The 23253-nt window shown below is 56.4% G+C and carries 22 protein-coding genes and 1 riboswitch; of the genes, 16 read left to right on the top strand and 6 right to left on the bottom strand.

The features are described from left to right. Window positions 1–3: 3 nt before the first annotated feature. The 5 genes from cysT (at window position 4) to DC3_RS02030 (ending at window position 4461) form a co-directional block, all read left to right on the top strand. Complete coding sequence (gene cysT, locus DC3_RS02050) at window positions 4–864, top strand: sulfate ABC transporter permease subunit CysT (RefSeq protein WP_246130507.1); 861 nt, start codon at window positions 4–6, stop codon at window positions 862–864. After that, the gene (cysW, locus tag DC3_RS02045) at window positions 861–1706 is read left to right on the top strand and encodes a sulfate ABC transporter permease subunit CysW (protein WP_307724730.1); all 846 of its coding nucleotides are present in this window, start codon (window positions 861–863) and stop codon (window positions 1704–1706) included. Before cysT ends, cysW begins: the two co-directional genes overlap by 4 nt. Beyond that, window positions 1703–2686 (top strand): sulfate/molybdate ABC transporter ATP-binding protein, encoded by a 984-nt coding sequence (locus DC3_RS02040; RefSeq protein WP_146881914.1) that lies wholly within the window; start codon window positions 1703–1705, stop codon window positions 2684–2686. The genes cysW and DC3_RS02040 overlap by 4 nt, the downstream gene beginning before the upstream one ends. Before the next feature lie 56 nt (window positions 2687–2742). Next, window positions 2743–3351 carry an RBBP9/YdeN family alpha/beta hydrolase gene (locus DC3_RS02035; protein WP_146881913.1) on the top strand — a complete coding sequence of 203 codons (609 nt, stop codon included), beginning with the start codon at window positions 2743–2745 and terminating at the stop codon, window positions 3349–3351. A gap of 75 nt (window positions 3352–3426) precedes the next feature. Beyond that, window positions 3427–4461, top strand: coding sequence for a phosphotransferase (locus DC3_RS02030; RefSeq protein ID WP_186815771.1), 1035 nt, complete (start codon window positions 3427–3429; stop codon window positions 4459–4461). A 4-nt stretch (window positions 4462–4465) separates the two neighbouring features. Here the strand turns inward: DC3_RS02030 and DC3_RS02025 are convergent, their stop codons facing one another. The 4 genes from DC3_RS02025 to DC3_RS02010 all read right to left on the bottom strand — a co-directional run bounded on the left by DC3_RS02025 (window position 4466) and on the right by DC3_RS02010 (window position 7879). Beyond that, entirely contained in the window at window positions 4466–5017 is a 552-nt protein-coding gene (locus tag DC3_RS02025) for a DinB family protein (RefSeq protein WP_186815770.1), read from the bottom strand. A gap of 135 nt (window positions 5018–5152) precedes the next feature. Next, window positions 5153–6187, bottom strand: a complete 1035-nt coding sequence (locus DC3_RS02020; RefSeq protein WP_146881910.1) for a serine hydrolase domain-containing protein — start codon at window positions 6185–6187, stop codon at window positions 5153–5155. 33 nt (window positions 6188–6220) lie between these two features. Then, a complete protein-coding gene (locus tag DC3_RS02015) occupies window positions 6221–7207 on the bottom strand; it encodes a S41 family peptidase (protein ID WP_146881909.1) in 987 nt (328 codons plus the stop codon). 99 nt (window positions 7208–7306) lie between these two features. Further along, window positions 7307–7879, bottom strand: coding sequence for a hypothetical protein (locus tag DC3_RS02010; RefSeq protein ID WP_146881908.1), 573 nt, complete (start codon window positions 7877–7879; stop codon window positions 7307–7309). 259 nt (window positions 7880–8138) lie between these two features. Continuing rightward, a riboswitch (guanidine-I (ykkC/yxkD leader) is annotated at window positions 8139–8231 on the top strand. Window positions 8232–8319: 88 nt separating this feature from the next. Between DC3_RS02010 and DC3_RS02005 the strand changes: the two genes are divergently transcribed. The 9 genes from DC3_RS02005 to DC3_RS01965 all read left to right on the top strand — a co-directional run bounded on the left by DC3_RS02005 (window position 8320) and on the right by DC3_RS01965 (window position 19172). Then, window positions 8320–9312 (top strand): ABC transporter substrate-binding protein, encoded by a 993-nt coding sequence (locus tag DC3_RS02005; protein ID WP_146881907.1) that lies wholly within the window; start codon window positions 8320–8322, stop codon window positions 9310–9312. A gap of 3 nt (window positions 9313–9315) precedes the next feature. After that, window positions 9316–10164, top strand: coding sequence for an ABC transporter permease (locus DC3_RS02000; RefSeq protein WP_146881906.1), 849 nt, complete (start codon window positions 9316–9318; stop codon window positions 10162–10164). Window position 10165: 1 nt separating this feature from the next. Further along, window positions 10166–11011, top strand: coding sequence for an ABC transporter ATP-binding protein (locus tag DC3_RS01995; protein ID WP_146881905.1), 846 nt, complete (start codon window positions 10166–10168; stop codon window positions 11009–11011). Window positions 11012–11159: 148 nt separating this feature from the next. Then, the gene (locus tag DC3_RS01990; RefSeq protein ID WP_146881904.1) at window positions 11160–11885 is read left to right on the top strand and encodes an urea amidolyase associated protein UAAP1; all 726 of its coding nucleotides are present in this window, start codon (window positions 11160–11162) and stop codon (window positions 11883–11885) included. Continuing rightward, window positions 11886–12533, top strand: coding sequence for an urea amidolyase associated protein UAAP2 (locus DC3_RS01985; protein WP_146881903.1), 648 nt, complete (start codon window positions 11886–11888; stop codon window positions 12531–12533). A gap of 111 nt (window positions 12534–12644) precedes the next feature. Next, entirely contained in the window at window positions 12645–16247 is a 3603-nt protein-coding gene (gene uca, locus DC3_RS01980) for an urea carboxylase (protein ID WP_146881902.1), read from the top strand. Beyond that, entirely contained in the window at window positions 16240–18006 is a 1767-nt protein-coding gene (gene atzF, locus DC3_RS01975) for an allophanate hydrolase (protein WP_146881901.1), read from the top strand. Before uca ends, atzF begins: the two co-directional genes overlap by 8 nt. Before the next feature lie 118 nt (window positions 18007–18124). Then, entirely contained in the window at window positions 18125–18625 is a 501-nt protein-coding gene (locus tag DC3_RS01970) for a DUF3592 domain-containing protein (RefSeq protein WP_186815769.1), read from the top strand. 310 nt (window positions 18626–18935) lie between these two features. Further along, window positions 18936–19172, top strand: a complete 237-nt coding sequence (locus DC3_RS01965; RefSeq protein ID WP_146881899.1) for a DUF2171 domain-containing protein — start codon at window positions 18936–18938, stop codon at window positions 19170–19172. 52 nt (window positions 19173–19224) lie between these two features. On the opposite strand, the gene DC3_RS01960 is transcribed toward DC3_RS01965, so the two are convergent. Both DC3_RS01960 and DC3_RS01955 read right to left on the bottom strand, forming a co-directional pair. Then, on the bottom strand, window positions 19225–19440 hold the full coding sequence (locus DC3_RS01960) for a hypothetical protein (protein ID WP_146881898.1): 216 nt from the start codon (window positions 19438–19440) through the stop codon (window positions 19225–19227). 160 nt (window positions 19441–19600) lie between these two features. Continuing rightward, window positions 19601–20686: an ROK family transcriptional regulator gene (locus DC3_RS01955; protein WP_186815768.1), complete on the bottom strand. Its 1086-nt coding sequence runs from the start codon at window positions 20684–20686 to the stop codon at window positions 19601–19603. A gap of 549 nt (window positions 20687–21235) precedes the next feature. Between DC3_RS01955 and DC3_RS29915 the strand changes: the two genes are divergently transcribed. Further along, window positions 21236–21481, top strand: coding sequence for a helix-turn-helix transcriptional regulator (locus tag DC3_RS29915; RefSeq protein WP_146881896.1), 246 nt, complete (start codon window positions 21236–21238; stop codon window positions 21479–21481). A gap of 120 nt (window positions 21482–21601) precedes the next feature. Beyond that, window positions 21602–22957 carry a sensor histidine kinase gene (locus tag DC3_RS01945; RefSeq protein ID WP_146881895.1) on the top strand — a complete coding sequence of 452 codons (1356 nt, stop codon included), beginning with the start codon at window positions 21602–21604 and terminating at the stop codon, window positions 22955–22957. The last annotated feature ends 296 nt before the right edge of the window (window positions 22958–23253 follow it).

Genomic DNA, 23253 nt, shown 5'->3' with positions numbered 1-23253 from the left:
GCCATGATGACCGCCCTCACCTCTCCAAAAAATGCAAAAGCAAAAGGCCGTCGGGTGATTCCCGGGTTCCATTTCACCCTGTTTTTCACCCTCTTCTACCTGTTGCTGATCGTCCTGGTCCCCCTCGGGGGACTTTTCATCAAAACCGCCACCCTCAGCTGGTCGCAGTTCTGGGAGGTGGTGCTTGCCCCCCGTGTGCTGGCCTCTTTCCGGGTGACCTTCAGCAGTGCCCTGATTGCTTCACTGATCAACATCGTGTTTGGCCTGATCACCGCCTGGGTGCTGGTCCGCTACCAGTTTCCCTTCAAAAAGCTGGTGGATGCCTTCATTGATCTGCCCTTCGCCCTTCCCACCGCCGTTGCAGGGATCACCCTGACTTCACTGCTGGCCCCCAATGGATGGGTCGGACAGCTGCTGGTGCCCCTGGAAATCAAAGCCGCCTACAGCCAGCCTGGCATCATCATCGCACTGACTTTCATTGGCCTTCCCTTTGTGGTGCGCAGTGTGCAACCCGTGCTCGAAGCCCTCAGCAAGGACACCGAAGAAGCAGCAGAGAGCCTCGGGGCCTCCAGAGGTCAGGTGTTTTTCCGGGTGATCCTGCCCGAGATCCTGCCTGCAGTGCTGACCGGATTTACGCTGGCTTTTGCCCGCACTGTTGGTGAATATGGCTCGGTGATCTTCATCTCCGGGAACATGCCCATGCAGACCGAGATCATCCCCCTGCTGATTGTTTCGAAGCTGGAGCAGTACGACTACACGGGTGCAACCGCGATTGCCACCGTGATGTTGGTGGTTTCCTTTGTGCTCCTGCTGGTCAGCAACATCCTGCAGGCCAGAGCTGCAAAAAGATTGGGTGCCCTGTGAGCCTTCCCTCCCTCAAACCCCAGCAGGACCCTGTGTGGGTCAAGTGGTCCCTGATGATCGTCACATTTGCTTTTCTGGGACTTTTTCTGCTCCTTCCGCTGGTTGCCGTTTTCTATGAGGCTTTCAAACAGGGATGGGCCCTTTACATTGGGTCTCTGCTCGACAAAGACGCCCTGGCAGCGATCCGTCTGACCCTGCTCACCGTGCTGATTGTGGTCCCCCTGAACACCCTTTTCGGCATCACAGCAGCATGGCTGATCAGCAAGTACCAGTTCAGAGGCAAAGGCCTCCTGATCACCCTGATTGACCTGCCTCTGGCGGTGTCTCCAGTGATTTCCGGGCTGATTTACGTGCTGCTGTTCGGGCGGCAGGGGTGGTTTGGTCCGTGGCTCATCGACCATGACATCAAAATCATCTTTGCGGTTCCTGGCATCGTGCTGGCCACAGCTTTCGTGACCTTCTCCTTTGTCGCCAGAGAACTGATTCCGGTCATGCAGGCCCAGGGCACTGAAGAGGAGGAAGCCTCAATCATTCTGGGGGCCACCGGATGGCAGACCTTCTGGCGCGTCACCCTCCCCAACATCAAATGGGGACTGCTTTACGGGGTGATCATGTGCAATGCCCGTGCGATGGGCGAGTTCGGTGCCGTGTCGGTGGTGTCCGGGCACATCCGGGGCCTCACCAACACCATGCCCCTGCATGTGGAGATCCTCTACAACGAGTACAAGAGCAGTGCTGCCTTTGCGGTGGCGTCTCTCCTGACTGTCCTTGCACTCATCACCCTGATCCTGAAAAGTTTCATCGAAGCCCGCAGCCACAGTGGCAGAGGGGGAGCAAAATGAGCATTCACATCCAGAATGTCAGCAAAACTTTTGGAAACACCAGGGTGCTGAACAACGTCCATCTGGAGATCCCTGGCGGCGAACTGGTCGCCCTGCTGGGACCCTCTGGAAGCGGAAAAACAACCCTGCTGCGCATCATTGCAGGTCTGGAGCAGCCTGACTCTGGCAGGGTCCTGCTCTCTGGCGAAGACGCCACAGACCGCAACCCCAGAGACCGCGAAGTGGGTTTTGTGTTCCAGCATTACGCCCTGTTCCGTCACATGACGGTCTTTGAGAACGTGGCCTTTGGTCTGAAAGTCAAACCCCGCAGCGAGCGTCCAGACGCACACGCCATCAAGAAGGAAGTGCACCGACTGCTGAAACTGGTTCAGCTGGACTGGGCCGCAGACCGCTTCCCTGCACAGCTTTCAGGAGGACAGAGGCAACGGGTGGCCCTGGCCCGGGCACTTGCCGTTCAACCCAGGGTGCTGCTGCTTGATGAGCCTTTCGGTGCGCTCGATGCCAAGGTCAGGGAAGAACTCAGAACCTGGCTCAGGCACCTCCATGAAGAAATCCACGTGACCAGCGTCTTTGTGACCCACGACCAGCAGGAAGCCCTGGAAGTGGCGAGTCAGGTGGTGGTCTTCAATGAGGGCAACATCGAACAGGTGGGCACCCCCGAAACCGTGTATGACCGTCCTGCCACCCCATTTGTCTACCACTTTCTGGGCAGGTCCAACACCTTCACAGCCCAGGGCAAAAAAGGATTTGTGCGGCCCCACGAGTTTGAGGTGGTCACCGAACCTCTGGGTCCAGATTTCCGTGAAGGCCTGATCCGGCATGTGCATCTGATTGGTTCTGTTGCAAGACTTGAAGTGGAAGACGTGCTGGACCGCAGCACCCTGGAAGTCGAACTTCCACGCACCCACTTCAGGGCACTTGGTCTGCACAGCCAGAGCCAGCTTTATTTCAGACCCGAACAACTCACCGTATTTGACTGAAGACTGCGTTGAACGTCTCTGCACCCATTTCCCTTTCAATTTCAAGGAGGTCACCCATGACGGATTTCGATGTGCTGATCCTGCCCGGATGGAATGGCAGTGGTGAACACCACTGGCAGACCCTCTGGGAACGGCAGAACCCCCACTTCAAACGGGTTCATCAGCGGAACTGGGCACAACCAGTGCGCTCGCACTGGGTGGAAGCCCTGGAAACCCACGTGCAGCAGGCCAGAAAGCCTGTGATTCTGGTGGGGCACAGTCTGGGTTGCATCACCATCTCACACTGGGCCAGGGTGCGTGAGACGCGCATTGCAGGTGCCTTGCTGGTGGCTCCGGCAGATGTGGAAAGACGCAGGGCACCCCATCCCTTAAGGAACTTTGCTCCCATCCCCCGGAACTCCCTGCCGTTCCCGAGTGTCGTGGTGGCAAGCACCAACGATCCCACCTGCAGTGCAGACAAAGCCAGAGAACTTGCCCTTTCCTGGGGAAGCCAGTACCTGCTGCTGGAAGGACTCGGGCACATCAATGCAGACAGTGGTCTGGGAAGCTGGTCCCATGGTCAGAAAATCCTGCATGACCTGATGCAGCTTTCCAGACTGGTGCAGAAAAGCCCCCACTGGGACCTGACTCATGATCTGGAACCTCTTCCTCACCTGAACGGGTGAAAGCTTTTCCTTCACATGGCCCTGTTTTTTCAAGCAGGGCTTTCTTTTTCTGGGACAGAAAACATATCATGCACCATGCGGATCACCCCTGATGTTCTGACCCGGATGCTGCAGGCTCAGGGCACCCTTCTGAAGCAGAGCGTTCTGAAAGACGTGCAGGAAGTGGATGTTTTTTCCGGGCAGGCAGATCGGATTGTGCGCCTGCAGCTCACCTCTTCTGACGGAACAACCAGATCGGTGATAGCCAAAATCTTTGGGCCAGAGTGGTACACAGGGAGTGGTTTGCCTGAATTGCGTTTTTATCAGTCCATTGCCCCACACATGCCAGACATCCCTGTGCCCTCTCTGCTAGGGGCACATCATGATCCTGAAACGTCCACTGCAGTTCTGCTGATCGAAGATCTGGGTGCAGAGTTTGAGCTGGTGAGCCTGCCTGTGGCGTCCTTCTGGCTCGAGAAGCTGACCGAGGTGCTGTGCAAGATGCATTCCAGGTGGTGGAGCCATCAGGATTTGAATGCCCCCGGGTTTCTGGTCCCCGAAACAGGGGTCACCCGCATGCCGCAAGCCCTGGATCAGGCAGGTCTGGCCATTCACGTCAGAGCGGCCCGTGATGCTCTGGATCGATTTCTGCATCTGCACAGGTCGGATCTGACAGGTCAGGACGTGATTTTGCTGAAACGGCTTTCAGACGCCTGGCCCGAGAAGTTTGCAGCACGCACCCTTTCAGGGCAGCACCTGACGTTGCTCCATGGAGACCTGCATTTGCTGGGCAATGTCTTTGTGCCCAGATCAGACCCGGCAAAGGGCCTCAGGATCATTGACTGGACCCAGGCAAAACGGGGTCTGGGTCCACACGACCTGATGTACATGCTGCTGGGGGCAGAGAGTGAAAACCGCAGGGAACGGGACCTGATTTACCTGCAGCAGTACCATGCTGGCCTGATCCAGGGTGGCGTTGAGGGTTACGCCTGGGAACAGTGCCTGTGGGACTTCCGTTTTTCCATCCTGACCAACCTCTGGCAGTCCATCTTTCAGGGAAGCCTCCGGTGGTTGCGGCACACCCTGGAAGTGGTGCAGGTCTGGGAAGCCCGGGAACTGCTGGACCCCTGAGTTTTCAGGTCATGCTGTACGGATTGAAGTCTTTCTGAGCCTCAGGGATCAGGTGCTTGCGGATCAGGGTGATCTGCCCAGTGTGCCGCACTTCATCCTGCAGGTAGTGAAACCAGTAGTAGTGCCAGTTGGCAGGCTGTCCGAAAAAAGTGGTTTCCGTTTCCAGCCAGGCATCCTCACGGGCTTTCATGCCCTGGAGGGTACGTGTTCTGGTCTCTGCAAGGGCCTGCAGGTAAACCTCCAGAGGCTGATTTCTGGTCTGGTCGCTGTTTTCCAGACGAAAATCAGTCTGCAACTGGATTTCGTCGGGTGCGAACCTGCGACCCTCAAACGTCATGCGCTGGAACATGGTCTCTGCAGCGTTCAGGTGGGCCAGCAGGGAGGCGATGGTGTTCACGGCCCCAAGAGGTCTGGCATCCAGTTCTGCCTGAGAGAGGTCTCGCACAGCCCGCAGCAGGTAATGCCTGGAATTCTGCAGCATGCTCACCAGCAGTCCAATTTTGGGGGTGTAACCATCCTGCTCCTGAATGATGAAAAACCTGTCCAATTCCGTCATGACTGAAGCATAGCCCATTTCAATCCGAAACCGATCCCATCCCAAAAAGCCTGCTTTAGACGAAAGGATTCCTTATCTCAGGCTATGGGTATAAAGACAAAGCCAGAGTGACTTGCTCTGGCTTTTTGTGTGGCTTCAGGCTCCAGATGGGACGTTCTCCAGCACCTCCTGCTGCAAATCGCCGTAAAACGCCCACATGGCCTTCTGGGTGTTGCCCATCACCGTCAGGATGGCGTCTCTGTCTGGCATGAATCTGGACCTGAGGGCCACCCCTGGATCAGAGCCTTCCACAAAAAAGTGTGGCTGGTCTCCTGAAAGGTCCACCCAAACGCCATAACCATAGTGGGTGTAGGGCGGTTTCCAGCCTGTGCTCACTCTGGGTTGCAGGATCAAATCAGGCTGAACCAGCTTTCCTTCAGCAAGGGCCTTCCAGAATTTCTCAAGGTCCCCTGTTGTGGTGTAGGCCCCTCCATCGGGTCCCCCCACAATGGGAACGCTGAAAACATTGGTGCCCCAGCTTCCATCTGGCCTTTGCAAATAAGCGTAAGCAGTGCGTTCTGGAAGGCTGTCTGCCCAGAAATACCCTGAATCCGTCATGCCTGCGGGTTCAAAAATATGCTGTTCGATGTACTGCGTGAAGGGCTGCCCACTGGCCTCTTCCACCACCAGGCCCAGCACGATAAATCCCGCATTGTTGTAAGCAAACTTCTCCCCTGGCCTGAAGGTCATGGGCAGGTTCTGGAACATCGGCAGGAAATCTCTGGGTTCCCGGATGGCATACATGGGCTGCTCTTTCCAGAGATCGGCGTAATTCTCCATCAACGATTCATCGAAGTAATCGGGAATGCCTGAGGTGTGGGTCAGCAGGTGATGCAGGGTCACGTCAGGGTCAAAATGAGGGAAATCGATGCTCAGGCAGTCCTTCAGACGGGTGTCCAGGGTCAGTTGTCCTTTTTCAATCAGTTGCAGGATGGCCACAGCAGTGAAAATCTTGCATCCTGATGCCGTCTGAAAGCGGGTGTCGAGGGTGTTTGCGAGGTTCAGAGCCTTGATGGCTTCTCCAAATGCCTTTTCTGTACGCCCTTCTCCCTGCGCAAAAGAGATCACGCCAGAGAATGGTTCTGGCAGGTCTCTCTGGGACAGCCAGTCGGTCAGTTGTTCTGCATTCATGTTGTGTTGTCCTTTGCTGGGGTGCTGAATCCGTCAGGATTCTGCAACCAGGGTCTGCCTTGCCTCAAAAATCTCTTTGCGCTGACGGTCATGGGCAGCATGCTCTGGCAGGCTTGCCAGCACCTTTTGGAGGGCATCCTGATAAGCATGCTCCAGGGCCTGTTCTGCTGGAATCTGGATGTCCGGTTCGACCCCTGTCCCTTCCCAGTTGATGCCTGTGATGGGGTTGATGGCCCGGCCTGTGGGCACAAAAACCGTGAAGAGGTCATGCACTTTCACGTTACCCCCAGGGTGTGCGCCACCACGGGTGACCTCACCAATGATGGTGGCCCGCTTCAGGTTCTTGAGGTTGTAGGTGAATTCCTCTGCAGCAGAAAAGGTGTAGCTGCTGGTCAGCACGTAAATGGGCTGCTTCAAGAGGCGTTTTCCCGGAACATAAGGCAGGGTCCAGCTCTGCTGGGTGCTGTCCTGAGGGCGGTGATAGAAGCTGTTCAGGTGGGTGACCTCATCGAAAAAGTAACTGCTGATCATCTGGATCATCTCGGGGTCCCCTCCCCCGTTTTTTCTCAGGTCGATGATCACCGCGTCCGTGTTGGTCAGGAACTGCATGGCAGCAATGGCGGTCTCTGCAGCAAAATACGCTGGCGAGAAACTGAGGAGTTCCAGATACCCGATGTTCCCTTTCAGGCGCTCCAACCGGTTGAATCCGTAGTTGGTGCTGCGTTCTTCTTCACGCCACCAGCGGATGACCTCTTCGGAGGGAGGGTCAAAGCTGAGTTCCGGCGCTCCTGCAGCATGGTACCTGAGCCTCACATGGCGGTCTGAAGACAGTTCATAAAGCACTGCCGTGACCTGCTCACTGAGTTCTTCTGGGGTTGTGCATGTCTGAAAACGACCCTGTTCAAGATGTGTTTTCAGCCCCTGGGCAATGGCTTCGCCCCGATCCGGGTAAACGTAATGGCTGTGCAATTTTTCGGCAGCATTGCGAACAATGCTGTCAATGTCCTCTGGAGTGAGCATGTTTGGCCCCTTTTCTCAGTGTTTGACCGGAGTATAAGCCAGCCCTGATCACAACACATCCGCAAGACGGCAGAGGGGAGGTCAGATTTACACGCCCATTCAGGCCCTTTCGGTTCTGGGGTAATCCACCAGTTTTCCATGTTCAGGCCAGAGGTAGACCCTGCCGCGTTTTGCAGGAGGGCCATGATCCTTCAGGTCATTTGCATCTGCCATGCCTGAGGTTTCGAATCCAATCAGGGCCATCTGAAACGGGTGAACTTCAAAAACGTACTGCCCCAGATCTGCAAGCCAGTTTTCCAGAACACGCACCCAGGGTTCATGGTCCACGTCTTCACTGTCAAAGGGGTAGGCTTCCACCGGAAAAATGCCATCCAGTGAACCCAGGGGAAAGCACACATCCACCCACACGTCCTGTTCTGTGGTTCCTTCTGGCAAACCTGTCAGGGTGATGACCACAGTGGAACAGGCCACCGAACCTTGTGGCAGTTTTGCCACACCTTTGAGGGCCATCCATTCCTGTGCTTCCAGTTCAAACACCTGTGAGATGTCGAGTTTCTCCTGATGCTCAGGGTCCTGAAAAGGGTCCAGGTATACGCCGCTCAGAGCGGGATGGTTCCAGATTCTGTGCAGGATGTTCTGGGCCTGATGGCGGTCCAGCGTTTCAAATTGCATGCAGAGTTCAAAAAAACCTCCGTGCCAGGTGTCAGGTACAGTGAACAGGCCCACGGGTTCACTGTAACAGAATCAGACAGACCGATTTGAGATGGGTTTTTACGATTTGATCACCAATTTGTACACATTGCGTCAATATTTTCAGAATGTATACAATTTTTTATCTCTATTTATGCATTATGTTCACAGTTTTGTTGACAATCTGCACATCTGTCCCTAGAATGACCTCAACAGCAGGGGAGTAACGAGACAGTTGCTCTTACAGGGAAACTAGGGTTCCGGCTATTTAGCGACTGGACCGAGAGTTTCCGGCCCCTTGGGGGTTACACGGCGGGACAAAAGCCCGGGAGGAATCGCAGTGAGATGCGACTTCTCCCTCTTGCTTTTTTGGTACCAGAAGGACACGTTTGTCCTCTCAAACCAGATCAAGGAGACCCGCCATGACCTCAAAACACCTGAAACCCAAGAAGCACCTCCTGATGGCCCCCCTCCTCCTGATGGGCAGCGTGCTGCTGCAACAGGCGAAAGCCGAGGTGAAAGTCGGGGTGTCCGACTGGCCGGGCTGGGTGGCGTGGTACATCGCCGAAGAAAAAGGCTTCTTCAAAAAGCACGGAGCAGACGTGAAACTGGTCTGGTTTCCGAATTACACCGATTCCATCTCTGCCCTTTCAGCAGGTCAACTGGATGCCAACTCCCAGACCTGGTCTGACACCCTTGGCCCCCTGGCAAAGGGCATCAAACTGAAAACTGTGCTGGTCAATGACAACTCTTACGGCAACGACGCCCTGATGGTCAGCGACAAAATCAAGAGCTTCAAGGACCTGAAAGGCAAGAAAATTGCGCTGGAGCAGTATAGCGTGTCCCACTTTGTGCTGGTCAATGCCCTGGCCAAAAACAAGATGAAACAGAGTGATGTGGAAATCGTCAACCTGTCGGCAGGAGATGCTGCTGCAGCTTTCATCAGTGGACGTGTGGATGCGGCGGTGGTCTGGAATCCCTGGATCAGCCAGATTGAAAAGAGTGGCAAGGGCAAGCCCCTCTTCACTTCAAAAGACATGCCTGGCATGATTGCAGATTTGCTGGTGGCCCAGGAGAAGTCCCTCAAAGAGAAACGCAAGGACTTTGTGGGCATGGCAAAAGCCTGGTACGACACCGAGAAATTCATCCGTGAGAATCCAGCGGAAGCCTCAAAAATCATGGCAAAAGTGGTGGGACTGAAAGCAGAGGAGTATCAGGTCTTCATCAAGGGAACCCGCTTTTTCAACGAGGCAGACAACCTGAAAGCCCTGGGCAGCACCACGGACAGCAAATCCCTGCTCAAAGTCGGACCTTCGGTGCTGAAGTTCCTCACGGACAACAAGCTGATCGAGGGCAAACCCAGCCTGAAAAGCGGCATTGACGCCTCCATCGTCAAAGATGCCCAGAAGAAGTAACCCATGACCATCAACCAGGCAGGGAAAAACGAAATCAAACAGACCACCAGAGGCGGATGGCGTCCCAGTCCCTGGAGCATCCGGGGTCCGCTGAGCCGCAGGGCTTACTGGGGTCTGGCTGTGCTGGGTCTGGTGCTGCCTCTGGTCGCATGGTCCATCGTGGTCAAACTGGGCAGCGTGAATCCTGTTTTCCTCCCCAACCCCGCAGCCGTGCTGGAACGCCTGCAAAGCTGGTACACCGACGAAAACCTGATGCAGGACATCGGGATCAGCGTGTACCGGGTGATGGCTGGATGGTTCCTCTCTGCGGTGATTGCTGTGCCTCTGGGATTCCTGATTGGAACCTCAAAGGTGGTGCAGGCCCTGCTTGAACCCCTCACCGACTTCATCCGCTACATGCCTGCCGTGGCCTTCGTGCCCCTGGTGATGCTGTGGATCGGGATTGATGAAGGCTCCAAAATTGCCATCATCTTCATTGGGACTTTCTTCCAGATGGTCCTGATGGTCGCAGAAGACGTGCGCCGGGTGCCGATGGCCCAGATCGAAGCCGCCCAGACCATGGGCAACACCCGGTCCGAAATCATCCAGCACGTGATTCTTCCAGCCACCAAACCCGCCCTGATGGACACCCTGAGAATCACCATGGGCTGGGCCTGGACGTATCTGGTGGTGGCAGAACTGGTGGCAGCAAGCTCCGGTCTGGGGTTCTCCATCCTGAAAGCCCAGCGTTTCCTGCAGACAGACAAGATCTTCGTGGGCATCTTGCTGATCGGCGTGATTGGCCTCCTGACCGATCAGGTGTTCCGTTTCATTCACCGCCAGGCCTTCAAATACCTGTACCTGAGGAACTGACATGACCCAGAGCACCCCCATCATCACGCTGGATGGCCTCGGAAAACGGTTTGGAGAGGGCAAAAAGAGCTTCACGGCACTTTCCAACATCGAATTCGAGGTCTTCGAAAACGACTTCATCACGCTGGTGGGCGCATCCGGTTGCGGGAAATCCACCCTGCTGCGCATCATTGCAGGTCTGGAACACTTCACCGAAGGCGAGGTCACGGTGCTGGGAAAACCTGTGCGTGGCCCCGGCATGGACAGAGGGATGGTCTTCCAGAATTACAGCCTGTACCCCTGGCTCACGGTCTACGAGAACATTGTGTATCCGTACAGCGTTCCCAGATTCAGCCGCCAGAATCCCGATGTGCTGCTGGAAGCCGGATACCGCGCCAGCATGCTGATTCAACTGATGGGCCTGGAGACCTCCAGAGACGCCTACCCCTCCCAGCTTTCTGGAGGGATGCAACAGCGGGTAGCGATTGCCAGAGCGCTCATCACCCGACCCAAAATCCTCCTGATGGACGAACCTTTTGGGGCACTTGACGCCCAGACCCGCGAGGTCATGCATGACCTGATCCGCCACGTGTATCTGATGGAAGGCACCACCATCCTCTTTGTGACCCACGATGTGGACGAGGCCGTCTATCTGGGCAACAAAGTTCTGGTGCTCGCCCCCAGACCCGGACGCATCGACAGCGTGTACGACGTCCCCTTTGAACGGTTCAGAACCCGGGAGATGAAATTCTCTGCAGCATTTTATGACCTGCGGGAACGCATTCTGGCCCGCATCCGGGAAACCGCTGGAACTTCTACGGATGAGGATTTGCTGCGGAAACTTTCGACGAAGATGCAGGCAGGGTAATCCAGAGGGCGAGCCAGCGGCCCGCCCCTACACAACATTTTCACGCCAAATCGTTCCACCAGAAAAACAAACCTGAAGGGCAACCTTGCCCACATCCATCCCAGACCCGGCCAGAGCCGTGTCTCAGGGCGAACATTGGAGGAAAACCATGATCCCACAGGAAAAAATGCTGTTCGAGGAAATTGTTCCCGGCGGAAACCACTGGTCCGGGGTGCTGCGCCGGGGGACTCACATGCGTTTGACTGATCTGGAAGGAGGCGCGAATGTCACCTTTCTGGTCTACAACCGGGAAGAGAAACTTGAGCGCTACAACATGCCCGATACCCTCAAAGGCCAGCACACCGCCTTCCTGACCACTGGAAACGTGCTGTATTCCGACATGGGACGGGTGCTGTGCTCGATCACCGGTGACAGTGTGGGCTGGCACGACACCCTCTGCGGGATGAGCGATGCCCGACTCATCCGGGAACTCTACGGGGAGCGCAATTTTCAGGAGTACCGCAACGACATGCACCGGAATGCAAAAGACGGCATCCTGATCGAACTGGGCAAATGGGGCCTGGGCAAACGGGATCTCGTTGCTCCGGTGAATTTCTTTTCCAAAGTCAGCACCGACGAGGCAGGGAACCTGATCTTCAATGAAGGTCATTCCAGAGCAGGCGATCATGTGGACCTGCGCTTCGACATGGAAGTTCTGGTGGTGCTCTCCACTGCACCCCACCCCCTGGACACCCGACCCACCTACAGCCCTGCAGCCGTGAAACTGACCGTCTGGAAAGGCGAACTGGCTGCCGAAGATGACGTGTGCCGCACCCACTGCGAACAGAACGCCAGAGCTTTCATCAACACCGAACGCCTGTATGGAGGTCTGTAAATGCTGACGGCCAGTGAACTGAACCCTGCAAAAGCCCTGGTGAACGAAGTGTGCCTCTCGGGAGAATCCTGGATGCACCTGATCAGAAAAGGCCAGACTTTCCGCATTGAAGACCTCGAAGGCAATCAGGCCGTGGACACCCTCTTTTACAACGCCCATGACGCGGAAGACCGTTATGACGCGGTGCAGACCATCGCAAGGCAGCGCAACATCTACCTGACCACCGGATCAAAACTGATCTCCACCGAGGGCAATGTGCTCCTGACCATCACCGCAGACACCTGTGGACGGCACGACACTCTGGGAGGGGCCTGCGCCGCAGAGAGCAACACAGTGCGTTACGCGCTGGAAAAACGCCCCATGCACAACTGCCGGGACAGCTTCCTGCACGCCCTGTCCCACAGCCCCTGCAACCATGACCTGGGCCTTACCAAACGGGACATCACCCACAACATCAACTTCTTCATGAATGTCCCGGTCACTCCGGACGGAGGTCTGAAGTTTGACGATGGCATTTCTGCTCCCGGCAAGTACGTGGAACTCAGGGCAGAGATGGACGTGGTGGTGCTGATCTCCAATTGCCCCCAGCTCAACAACCCGTGCAATGCGTACAACCCGACGCCTGTGCGGCTTTTGATCTGGGATTGAATTGTTCCGATTTCTGCCGTCATGGGGCGAGCCAGCGGCCCGCCCCTACAGATGTGGGTCCAATCGCCTTCTGCCTTCTGCCTTCTGCCTTCCACCCATGAGGTCCCTAAAATGTTCAAAAAAGTCCTGATTGCCAACCGTGGCGTGATCGCCTGCCGGATCATCCGCACCCTGAAGAAACTGGGGGTTCAGTCTGTCGCTGTGTATTCCGAGGCCGACCAGGATTCCCTGCATGTGCAACTGGCCGATGAAGCCTACTGTGTGGGGGGCGGACCTGCAAGCCAGAGTTACCTGCTTGCCGACAAAATTCTGGAGGTTGCCCAATTCAGTGGTGCAGAGGCCATTCATCCCGGCTATGGTTTCCTGTCCGAGAACCCCGAGTTTGCCCAGGCCTGTGAAGATGCTGGTATTGCCTTCATTGGTCCCACTGCCGACCAGATGCGGGCTTTTGGTTTAAAGCACAAAGCGAGGGAGATTGCGCTGGCCCAGGGTGCACCCCTGCTTCCCGGAACCGAACTGCTCAGCAGCCCGGAAGAGGCCTTGCAGGAAGCCCGCCGCATCGGGTTTCCGGTGATGCTGAAAAGCACCGCAGGCGGAGGGGGCATCGGGATGCGCCTGATCTGGACGGAAGACGAGCTGCACGATGCCTACAGCAACGTGGTCCGTCTGGCCCAGGCCAACTTCAAGGATTCTGGCATCTATCTGGAGAAGTACGTGGAGCATGCCCGTCACATCGAAGTGCAGCTGTTCGGGGATGGGAAGGGCCACATGATTGCTCTGGGAGAACGGGACTGCTCGGTGCAGCGGCGCAACCAGAAGGTCATCGAGGAAACCCCTGCCCCCAATCTGACACCCTCCCAGAGGGAGGGGCTGTTTGAGGCAGCCCTCAGGCTGGGTCGTGCGGTGAACTACAGGTCTGCAGGCACAGTGGAATTTGTGCTGGACTCAAAAACCGGCGAATATTATTTTCTGGAGGTCAACACCCGCCTGCAGGTCGAGCACGGTGTGACAGAGGAGGTCACCGGGGTGGATCTGGTGGCCTGGATGGTCCAGCTGGCAGCCGGTGACCTTCCAGAACTGGTGGCTCCAGAACCTTCCGGTGCTTCTGTGCAGGTGCGTCTGTATGCCGAAGATCCCGCCAAGAATTTCCAGCCCTGCGCAGGTCTGTTGACCGAAGTGCAGTTTCCAGAGGATGTGCGGGGGGAAACCTGGGTGAAAACAGGTTCAAATGTGCCTGCCTTTTACGACCCCATGATCGGGAAACTGATCGTCCATGCAGAGACCCGTGAAGCGGCCATTGAAAAACTGAGTGCTGCAATGGGGCAAACCCGTCTGATGGGCATTGAAACGAACCTTGATTATCTGCAGGCCATTGTGAAAGACGAGGTGTTCCTGGAGGGTCATCAGACCACCCGCTACCTGAACACCTTCACCTACCAGTCCAGAGGCATTGAAGTGCTTGATGGTGGGGTGCAGACCACCGTGCAGGATGATCCCGGTCGTCTGGGGTACTGGGATGTGGGCATTCCACCAAGTGGCCCCATGGACAACTACGCCTTCAGAATGGCAAACAGGCTGCTTGGCAATGCTGAGACTGCAGCAGGTCTGGAATGTACGGTGGCAGGCCCCACCCTGAAATTCCGCTCTGAGACCACCCTTGCCCTGACCGGAGCCCCTGTCAAAGCCACGCTGGATGGTTGGGACGTGCCCATGTGGGAAGCGGTGCAGGTTCCCTCAGGCAGCACCCTGACGGTGGGTTCGGTCCAGTCTGGATGCAGAACCTATATTGCCTTTGCAGGGGGTCTGGATGTGCCCCACTACCTGGGCAGCCAGTCCACCTTCACGCTGGGTCAATTTGGAGGTCATGCAGGACGCACTCTGCGGGTGGGAGATGTCATCAACCTGTTGCAGCCTGGGCAGCTTGAGACCCTTCAAAAGGCCCCCTCCTCCCTGATCCCTGAGTACACCGGAGAGTGGGAGATCGGGGTAATGTATGGTCCTCACGGTGCACCGGATTTCTTCACCGATTCAGACATCAAAACCTTCTTCGAGGCCAGCTGGGAGGTGCACTACAATTCCAGCAGGACAGGGGTGCGCCTGATCGGTCCCAGACCCGAGTGGGCCAGACAGGACGGGGGCGAGGCTGGACTCCACCCTTCCAACATCCACGACAATGCATATGCGATTGGTGCAGTGGATTTCACCGGAGACATGCCCGTGATCCTGGGTCCAGATGGTCCCAGCCTTGGGGGGTTCGTCTGCCCGGTGACCATCGTGGAGGCAGAACTGTGGAAGATCGGGCAGCTGCGTCCGGGGGACAGGATTCGTTTTGTGCCCATCGGTCATGAGGCAGGTCGAGCCAGACAGACCGCTTTGCAGCAAAGCATCAAGAGCCTCTCTGGAACCATTGATCCACCTTTGATTGAGCAAGAACTGGGTTCTCCCATGCTGCAGACCCTCCCTGAGCGTGAAGATGCTCCTGCTGTGGTGTACCGTCAGGCCGGAGACCGATACCTGCTCATCGAGTATGGCCCCCTGATGCTGGACCTGAACCTGCGTTTCCGGGTCCATGCCCTGATGACCGCCCTGCAGGAACGTCAACTGGAAGGCATTGTGGACCTGACTCCGGGCATCCGTTCTCTGCAGGTGCATTTCGATCCTGCGGTGATGGATCGGGCAAAACTGCTGGAAGTGCTCCGTGAAACCGAAGGCTTGCTGCCCGACATCGATCACATGGAAGTCCCAAGCCGCACCGTGCACCTGCCCCTTTCCTGGGATGATCCGGCCACAAAACTGGCCATCGAGAAATACATGCAGTCGGTGAGGCCAGATGCTCCCTGGTGCCCCTCCAACATTGAATTCATCCGCAGAATCAATGGTCTGGAGAGCATTGAAGAGGTCAAAAAGATTGTTTTTGAGGCAAGCTATCTGGTGCTGGGTCTGGGGGATGTGTACCTCGGTGCTCCAGTCGCCACCCCGATGGACCCCAGGCACCGTCTGGTCACCACCAAATACAACCCGGCTCGCACCTGGACACCTGAAAACGCCGTGGGCATCGGCGGGGCTTACATGTGTGTGTATGGGATGGAAGGTCCCGGTGGATACCAGTTTGTGGGCCGCACCGTGCAGATGTGGAACAAGTACCACCAGACCCGGGATTTCCAGAAACCCTGGCTCCTGCGTTTCTTTGACCAGATCCGTTTTTTTGAGGTCAGCGAGCAGGAACTGCTGGACATGCGCTCGGACTTTCTGTCGGGCCGCTACCAGCTTCGCATAGAAGAAGGCAAACTCAACCTGCGAGAATACAACGCTTTCTTGCAGCAGGAGGCAGCGTCCATTGCTGCATTCAAAACCACGCAACAGGCATCTTTTGAGGCAGAACGTGAACGCTGGAGGGCCGCAGGGCTCCATGAATACATCTCGGAAACCGCATCGGGCAGCTACACCAGCCCGGATGAACTTGACCTTCCCGAGCACTCAAAAGTGGTGGCCAGTCCGGTTTCGGGCAGCATGTGGGAGGTGCGGGTGAAAGAAGGACAGCAGGTGCAGGCAGGTGACACCCTGTTCGTGGTGGAGTCCATGAAAACCGAATTCGCCGTTCAGACCCCGGTGGATGGCGTGGTGCACTTTGTTGGATCGCAATCCGGTCAGGCGGTCACTGCAGGCCAGCAGGTCATTGTGCTGAACACCGCTCTGGAGGAACAACATGCCTGAGATTCTGAACCCTGAGAACATGACCATTGCCCGTCTGCTGGAAGGCTACCACACTGGAAAATTCACTGTGTCGCAGATGATGGACCAGGTGCATGAGGCTGTATCGGCCTCTCCTGAGCACGTGTGGATTCAAAGGCTCTCCAGAGAGGAACTGCAGGTTTATGTGGATGGCCTCGCTGCAAAGGACCCTGGAGCATTGCCGCTATATGGAATTCCTTTTGCCATCAAGGACAACATCGATCTGGCAGGGGTCCCCACCACTGCAGCCTGTCCAGATTATGCTTACCTTCCAGAGCAAAGTGCTTTTGTGGTGCAACGCCTGATTGACGCTGGGGCCATTCCTGTCGGGAAAACCAATCTGGACCAGTTCGCCACCGGGCTGAATGGAACCCGCTCTCCTTACGGCATCCCTGGTAACGCCATCAACCCTGAGTACATTCCTGGAGGCTCCAGTTCAGGATCTGCGGTTGCCGTTGCCCTTGGGCAGGTCAGCTTTTCACTGGGGACCGACACGGCGGGTTCCGGACGTGTCCCGGCAGCGTTTCATGGTCTGGTGGGCCTGAAACCCACCCGTGGGGTGCTCTCCATGACCGGAGTGGTTCCGGCCTGTCGGACCCTGGACACCGTTTCGATTTTTGCCCTGAACAGCCAGGATGCTGCGGCAGTGTTTTCGGTGGTGGCTCAGAACGATCCTGCTGATCCTTTTGGCAGGTCCCTGAAACCCCATGGTGTGGATTTTGCTGCCCTCCCCTCTTTCAGGGTGGGTGTTCCCAGAGCAGACCAGCTGGAATTTTTTGGGGATGCAGAATACCAGAGACTCTTTGCTGAAGCTGTGGAGAAAACCACAACGCTGGGAGCAAACGTCATTGAACTGGATTTCCAGCCTTTTCTGGATGCTGCCCGTTTGCTTTATGAGGGGCCCTGGGTGGCAGAAAGGTACCGCACTGCAAAAGACCTGCTGCAGTCCCATCCTGAGGCCCTGCTGCCTGTGACCCGCACCATCATCTCAAAAGGAGAGCATTTTACAGCTGCAGCCACTTTTGAAGCCCTGGAACGACTGGCGGTGCTGAAAAAGACCTGCGATCAGGTCTGGTCACAGGTGGACTGCATCCTCACCCCCACTGCAGGCACCATCTACACCATCGAAGAGTTGCTGAATGATCCCATTCAGCTGAACACCAACCTGGGCCATTACACCAACTTCATGAACCTGCTGGATTATTCGGCCATTGCACTGCCTGCAGGGTTCAGGACGGCTGGATTGCCTTTTGGTGTGACTTTGTTTGCCCCTGCACATCAGGACCTTCCATTGCTCAGGCTGGGACACCGCTGGGAAGGTCAGGTTCTCCCTTTCTCCTCCAGTGCCTCTCAGGTCGAGGTTGCTGTGTGTGGAGCCCACCTGGAAGGTTTGCCTCTGAACTGGCAACTGACCTCCAGAGGGGGGCGTCTGGTCCGCAAAACCCGCTCCAGTGCAGAATACCGGTTCTATGCCCTTGCAGGTGGGCCACCTTACCGTCCTGGTATGGTTCGTGTTGCTGAAGGCGGGGTCAGTGTGGACATGGAAATCTGGTCCCTTCCGGTGGAACATTTTGGCAGCTTTGTGGCAGGCATTCCTGCCCCTCTGGGCATTGGCACGGTGCGCCTGGAAGATGGAGGATCTGTGCTGGGCTTCGTCTGCGAAAGTGCTGGAACCATTGGAGCCACCGACATCAGTGATCTGGGAAGCTGGAGGACCTACCTGAAGTCCCCTGTGAAATGACACATCCTGTGGAGAGGGAACCTGTGCTCAGGCAGTTCCCTGCTTCACCCCCATGGACCCGCTTCTGGAGGTTGGCTTGCTGTACACTTTGTTTTATCTTGCAGCTTCAGAGGGGTGCATGCGACCAGGACAGATCATTGTGTTCTTTTTGGGATTGCTGCTTGTCGCTTTTCCAGTTTTTCTGGAAATCCGGCTGACGCATCGTTATCTGGAGACACGCAACTGGCCCACCACCATCACCACGGATCTGGAGTTGACCTCCGTCAGCACGGGCAAAGGATTCTATTACCGTGCCAGTTACTCTTATTTCGTCACCGGGACACGCTTTGAAGGGAAGGCCATTTTGATGGAAGACCTGTTTGAACGCCATCGAACGGGACATTCAGGGAATGAACAGTGGCACAGGGTTTATTACGATCCAGACCATCCGCAGGACGCGTTTCTGATCCGACAGTATCCCTGGACGTCTTTCTTGCATGTGCTGCTTCTGGGCTGCATGGTCTGGGGCCTGGGCATCATCAGAGGGGTTGTTCCCTATTTTGAGGTCTGGTGGAGGTCTCGCCAGCCCCGATCCCTGCACAACAATCCTGAAGCGACCGGGAAACCAGGACGTCCATGAGCCCTTGTATGGATTGAACCTCAAAATGATTGAAATCTGTTGTTCCTTGCAGTTTCTACCGATTTTCCTTGAATGTGTTAGGATAAACTTACAGGTTTTCCAACCAGAGCCCGCCGAATGGTGAAAAACACCGGAATCTAAAGGGAATTTGCCCCTTAGACTGACCTCAGGTGTCATTCCCATTCGAATCACCACATTGAGCGTCATGCCTGTCTGTGTTCACCTTTTCAAACCGGTGCAGTGGGCTGTACACCCGTAGGCCGGAGCCAGTGGCTCCACGGTAAAAGTCATCCGTTGGAGGTAAACAACCATGACCTACAGTCCAGAAATCCGGCGTGGCATGATGGTGCTGTGCGACAGGGGCATCCTGCGCGGCATCGTGGACTGTGCCGACGATCAGCACATTCAGATCACCCTGAACGCCTCGGGGGAGCAGGTGTGGGTGCCTGTCACGTCTGTCCGTGAAGTGGAAGACGATGTGCACTTGAGGTGGAGCAACAAGGAACTGATGGACAACGCCTACCTGCGCAGACCCATGCAGGGCTGAGTTCTCTGTTGAAGCTGCCACTGTGCACTTCTGATGTTCTCGGCAGTGCAGCTCAGCTTTTGTTGCGCTTGTGGTAATGCCGCAGGCTGAGGGTGCGGGTCAGCCACCCGAGCAACAGTCCCACGGGCACACAGGTCAGAATGGCCACAAGGGGGTTCCATCCAGCATCGGTCATCAGGATCATGCTGGTGAAGGCTCCACTGAAGAAACCGACCATGATGCCCAGTCGGCGGGAAATGTCCTGAGGGGTCCAGGAGTTGAGGTCCATGCTGTGATCCTGCCTTTCTGGAGGTCAAAGAGCAGAGGGCATCCAGGGGACACCCAGGGCATCTTTTACAAAGTAAGCTTAGCAAATCCCACCAGAAAGATCAAACCCAGAAAGCAACGTGTGGATCGCACTTTTTTAAGGGGTCAGACAAATGTCCTGATCATCCTCTGGAGGGGACACTTTCCAGACGGGTGCGCTCCAGCACCTGTGCACCGAAAGCCCCCGCAGAAGTCAGCCCTCCCAGCGGTCCCAGCGGGCTGATCAGCACCCTGACATCAAAACCCAGCTCTGCAAATGTGAACCGCACCTCATCCCTGAGGAGCTCTGAAGCCAGTGGCAAATCCTGCAGCACCAGCACTTTCGGGTCCAGGGTGGCCACCACCGAGGTCAGGTGCACCGCAAGGTCCTGGTTGAATCGCTGCAAGACCCTCTGTGCAGCCCTGTCTCCACGGTGGGCCATGGCAGCCACATCGGTGGTGGACCCTTCTGGAACCAGCCACTGCAGATACCCAAGCAATCTGGAGGCAAGCACTTCTGTGGGATTTCGGCGGTTTGGATCGGCAGCATATGCGAGCTCACCTGCTGCACCTCTGGCCCCGCAATAAACCTGCCCTCCCAGCACCAGCCCCAGTTCAATGCCATAACTGAAATTCAGGAACACCAGAGGGTCCCTCGGGCGCAGGCTGAGCAAAGTCCAGTGGTGCCATGCAGCAAGGTTGGCATCGTTTTCCACCCGCACAGGCCAGCCCAGCCGATCAGACAGCACCTCTTCCAGAGGATCATCCTGCAGGTTCAGGGGGCGACTGGTGACCCGACGGGTCTCAGGGTCCACCCGGCCCAGCACCCCAATGACCGACTGGTGGGCCGTGCCCTGACACTCAAGCAGATCGCAGAGCCAGTTCACATTTGCCTCCCGATCAGCAGAAATCTGGTGCCGGGTCGTTCCCTGCAGGGAATACTGCTGACGCTCCCCCAGCAGATTGAATGCTCCCACAAGCACCTGAGGCCCCCCGAGGTCTACAGCGGTGATGCGGGCCTCTTCGAGAAGCAGACGCACCTGGGAGGCAGGACGGCCCCGCTGTCCTGGCAGGGGGGGCTCATCCAGTGCTGCGAGCCTGGCCTGCTGGAGCTCTTCCACCGCTGTGATCACCGCAACCCCACTGAGCCCTGTGCGTTTCGCCAGTTCAGGACGGGTGGCTGGTCCCTTTTTGAGGGCCTGGTACACCCGCTCACGGGCAGAGGTCATGGAAGAATTGGAAATCACGTGCACCTCGCAAACCTGGTGGACAGCTGGATGGTCGAACATCTTCTGGACACTTTCTGCACACATTGTAGCTGAGATCTGCCATTTAACAAAGGGAACTTATTGATCTGTTTAACAAACAGGCGGAGCTGCCCTGGCCTTTCATGTGCCTCCCTGCGCTGAAAAGGCACTGGGCAGGGAAGGTGTGCATTGTGGCCAGAGCAGTGTGCAACCCATGGTCCTGATTCGCTTCTTGCATGTCCGCCAATGAGACGTTCGGCAAAGAATGCAGGTGTTTTAAGCATGGAAAGTCCAGCAGGAGGGCTCTACAATGACAGCCATGAAAGATCTGCACCTACAGCGTTCAGGCCAGGCCTTTCATCGACCTCAAATTGATTTTCTGCTGCGTCCCGCCGAATCCCTGGGACAGGTTTGCCCAGCGACTGAGGCTTTCCGGTAAAATTCATCCCCTGCAGGGCCTGTGATGTGGAGTCACAGGTGTGGCTGTGCTGTTTTCAGGAGTGAACATGAAGAAATGGATGTGGTGTCTATCTGCGGTTTTGTCCTTCTCCGGTCTGGCCAGAGCGGTTCACTGAAACGGTGGGAGAACCTCCCCTTTCATACCTGACCCGGTGGCGCATGCACCTGGCTGCGCGGCGGCTGCATCGCAAGGATTTCACGGTGTATCAGGTGGCCCACCAGGTGGGGTACACTTCGGAGGCTTCTTTCAGTCGGGCGTTCAAAAGGCAGCACGGGATGGCTCCCCAGCAGTTTCGCAGCCAGCAACCCTCAGCTTGATGGCCACAGGGAATGACCTCTCCATTGACTTTTGAGTTTGTCAGCATGGACACTGAAGACAGTGAAGAAAGGTTTCTCGCTGTCCCCAGTGGATCACTTTGATTCTGGAGGTTGTTGCCCATGTTGATCCCGAAACGTTCCCTGAGGCTCCAGGTGATGCTGGGATTTGCACTGGCCTGCGTGGCCGGACTGCTGGCTTTCGGGCTGCTGGTCAACAACCTGACTGTCAGGTCCTACCAGAAAACCGTTCAACAAAATGAATTCAACCGTTTTGTGGAAGCGGCCCTGCGTTACCATCAGGAAGTGGGCAGCTGGGAAGGTCTGGCGAGACGCCCCGAAGGTCCAGGGGGACCCCGGCATCCTGTTCCTCCAAGGCACATTGGGGTGGTGGATGCAGAGGGACAGGTGGTGTCCAACATGGATGAATTTCCCCTGGGAAGCACCCCCGATGTGAAGGCCTCCAGCCTGAGGAAAGAACTGGTGGTGAATGGGCAGCTGATCGGGACCGTCTTTCACGACTCGTCCAGCGATGAGGATTCCTGGGGGAAAAATGCCGAGGCTCTGGTTGCCACTTCCACCCGCACCCTGATTTATTCTGGTGCCATTGGTCTGGTGCTTTCCCTGCTGTTTGGGGCATACATCTCGGGCCAGTTGATCCGACCCCTGGAGCGTCTGACCCTTGCTGCAGGTTCACTGAAATTTGGTCGCCAGCAGGAAAAGGTGCCTGTCACCAGCGAGGATGAGGTGGGCACCCTGACCGTGGCTTTCAATGAAATGAGCGAACAACTGGTGAAAGCGGAGCAGCAACGCCGCCAGATGATCGCCGACATTGCCCATGACCTGGGCACCCCCCTCACCGTCGCTTCTGGATACGTGCAATCCATGCACCAGGGGAAGCTTGCAGCCACCAGGGAGCGTCTGGATGTGGTCTATGACGAGCTCCTCCTGCTCCAGAATCTGGTGGATGATTTGCGCCTGCTTTCCCTGGCAGATGCGGGCATGCTCACCTTGCATCGAGATTTCACCCCTCCTGGAGCCCTGATGCAGACTGTGCAGAAAGCCTTTGCTTTCCGGGCCGAGAAGCAGAACATCCGTCTCACCTTGCAACTCGATGATGCCCTGCCCGAAGTGAACCTGGACGTGGAACGCATGCGGCAGGTGCTGGGCAACCTGGTGAACAACGCCCTGCATTACACCCCTGAAGGGGGCGAGATCCGCCTGATGGCCCGCAAGGTGGAAGGGGGAGTGATGCTGCAGGTGCAGGACACCGGAGTGGGGATTCCTGCGGAGAAACTGCCCTTTATTTTCGAGCGGTTTTACCGGGTGGACGAGACCCGCAGCCCGGAGAATGGTGGAGGCTCAGGTTTAGGACTGGCGATTGCCCGTTCGATTGTGGAATTGCATGGCGGCAAAATCTCTGCCCAGAGTGTCCTCAGGCAGGGCACCACCATCAACATTGAGATTCCCGATGGCTGACAGAAACCTTACTGCACCATCCGCAGATTTCCCATTCTGGACGTAACAGAAGCATCACTGGAGGCTGAAGAACAGAAATCACATCCACCTGCAGATCACCACTGACCGCAAAGCAGCATCTGAGAATTTGTTGTCTCAGACAGTTTTTCTCCAGAGAGCTTCTGTCGAGCGCAAGAGCATCAGGTTCTGGGGTTTCAAAGAGCTCTCATGGTGTGCGAAAAACAACCTGGAACCTTCACAAAAATCCCAGAAAATTCCCTCCTGCAAGTGGAACATGCGATCAGACTGCTGTCAGG

It is taken from the genome of Deinococcus cellulosilyticus NBRC 106333 = KACC 11606 (genome assembly GCF_007990775.1).
GTDB lineage: Bacteria > Deinococcota > Deinococci > Deinococcales > Deinococcaceae > Deinococcus_C > Deinococcus_C cellulosilyticus.
This window is presented reverse-complemented; position numbering and strand designations above follow the sequence as displayed.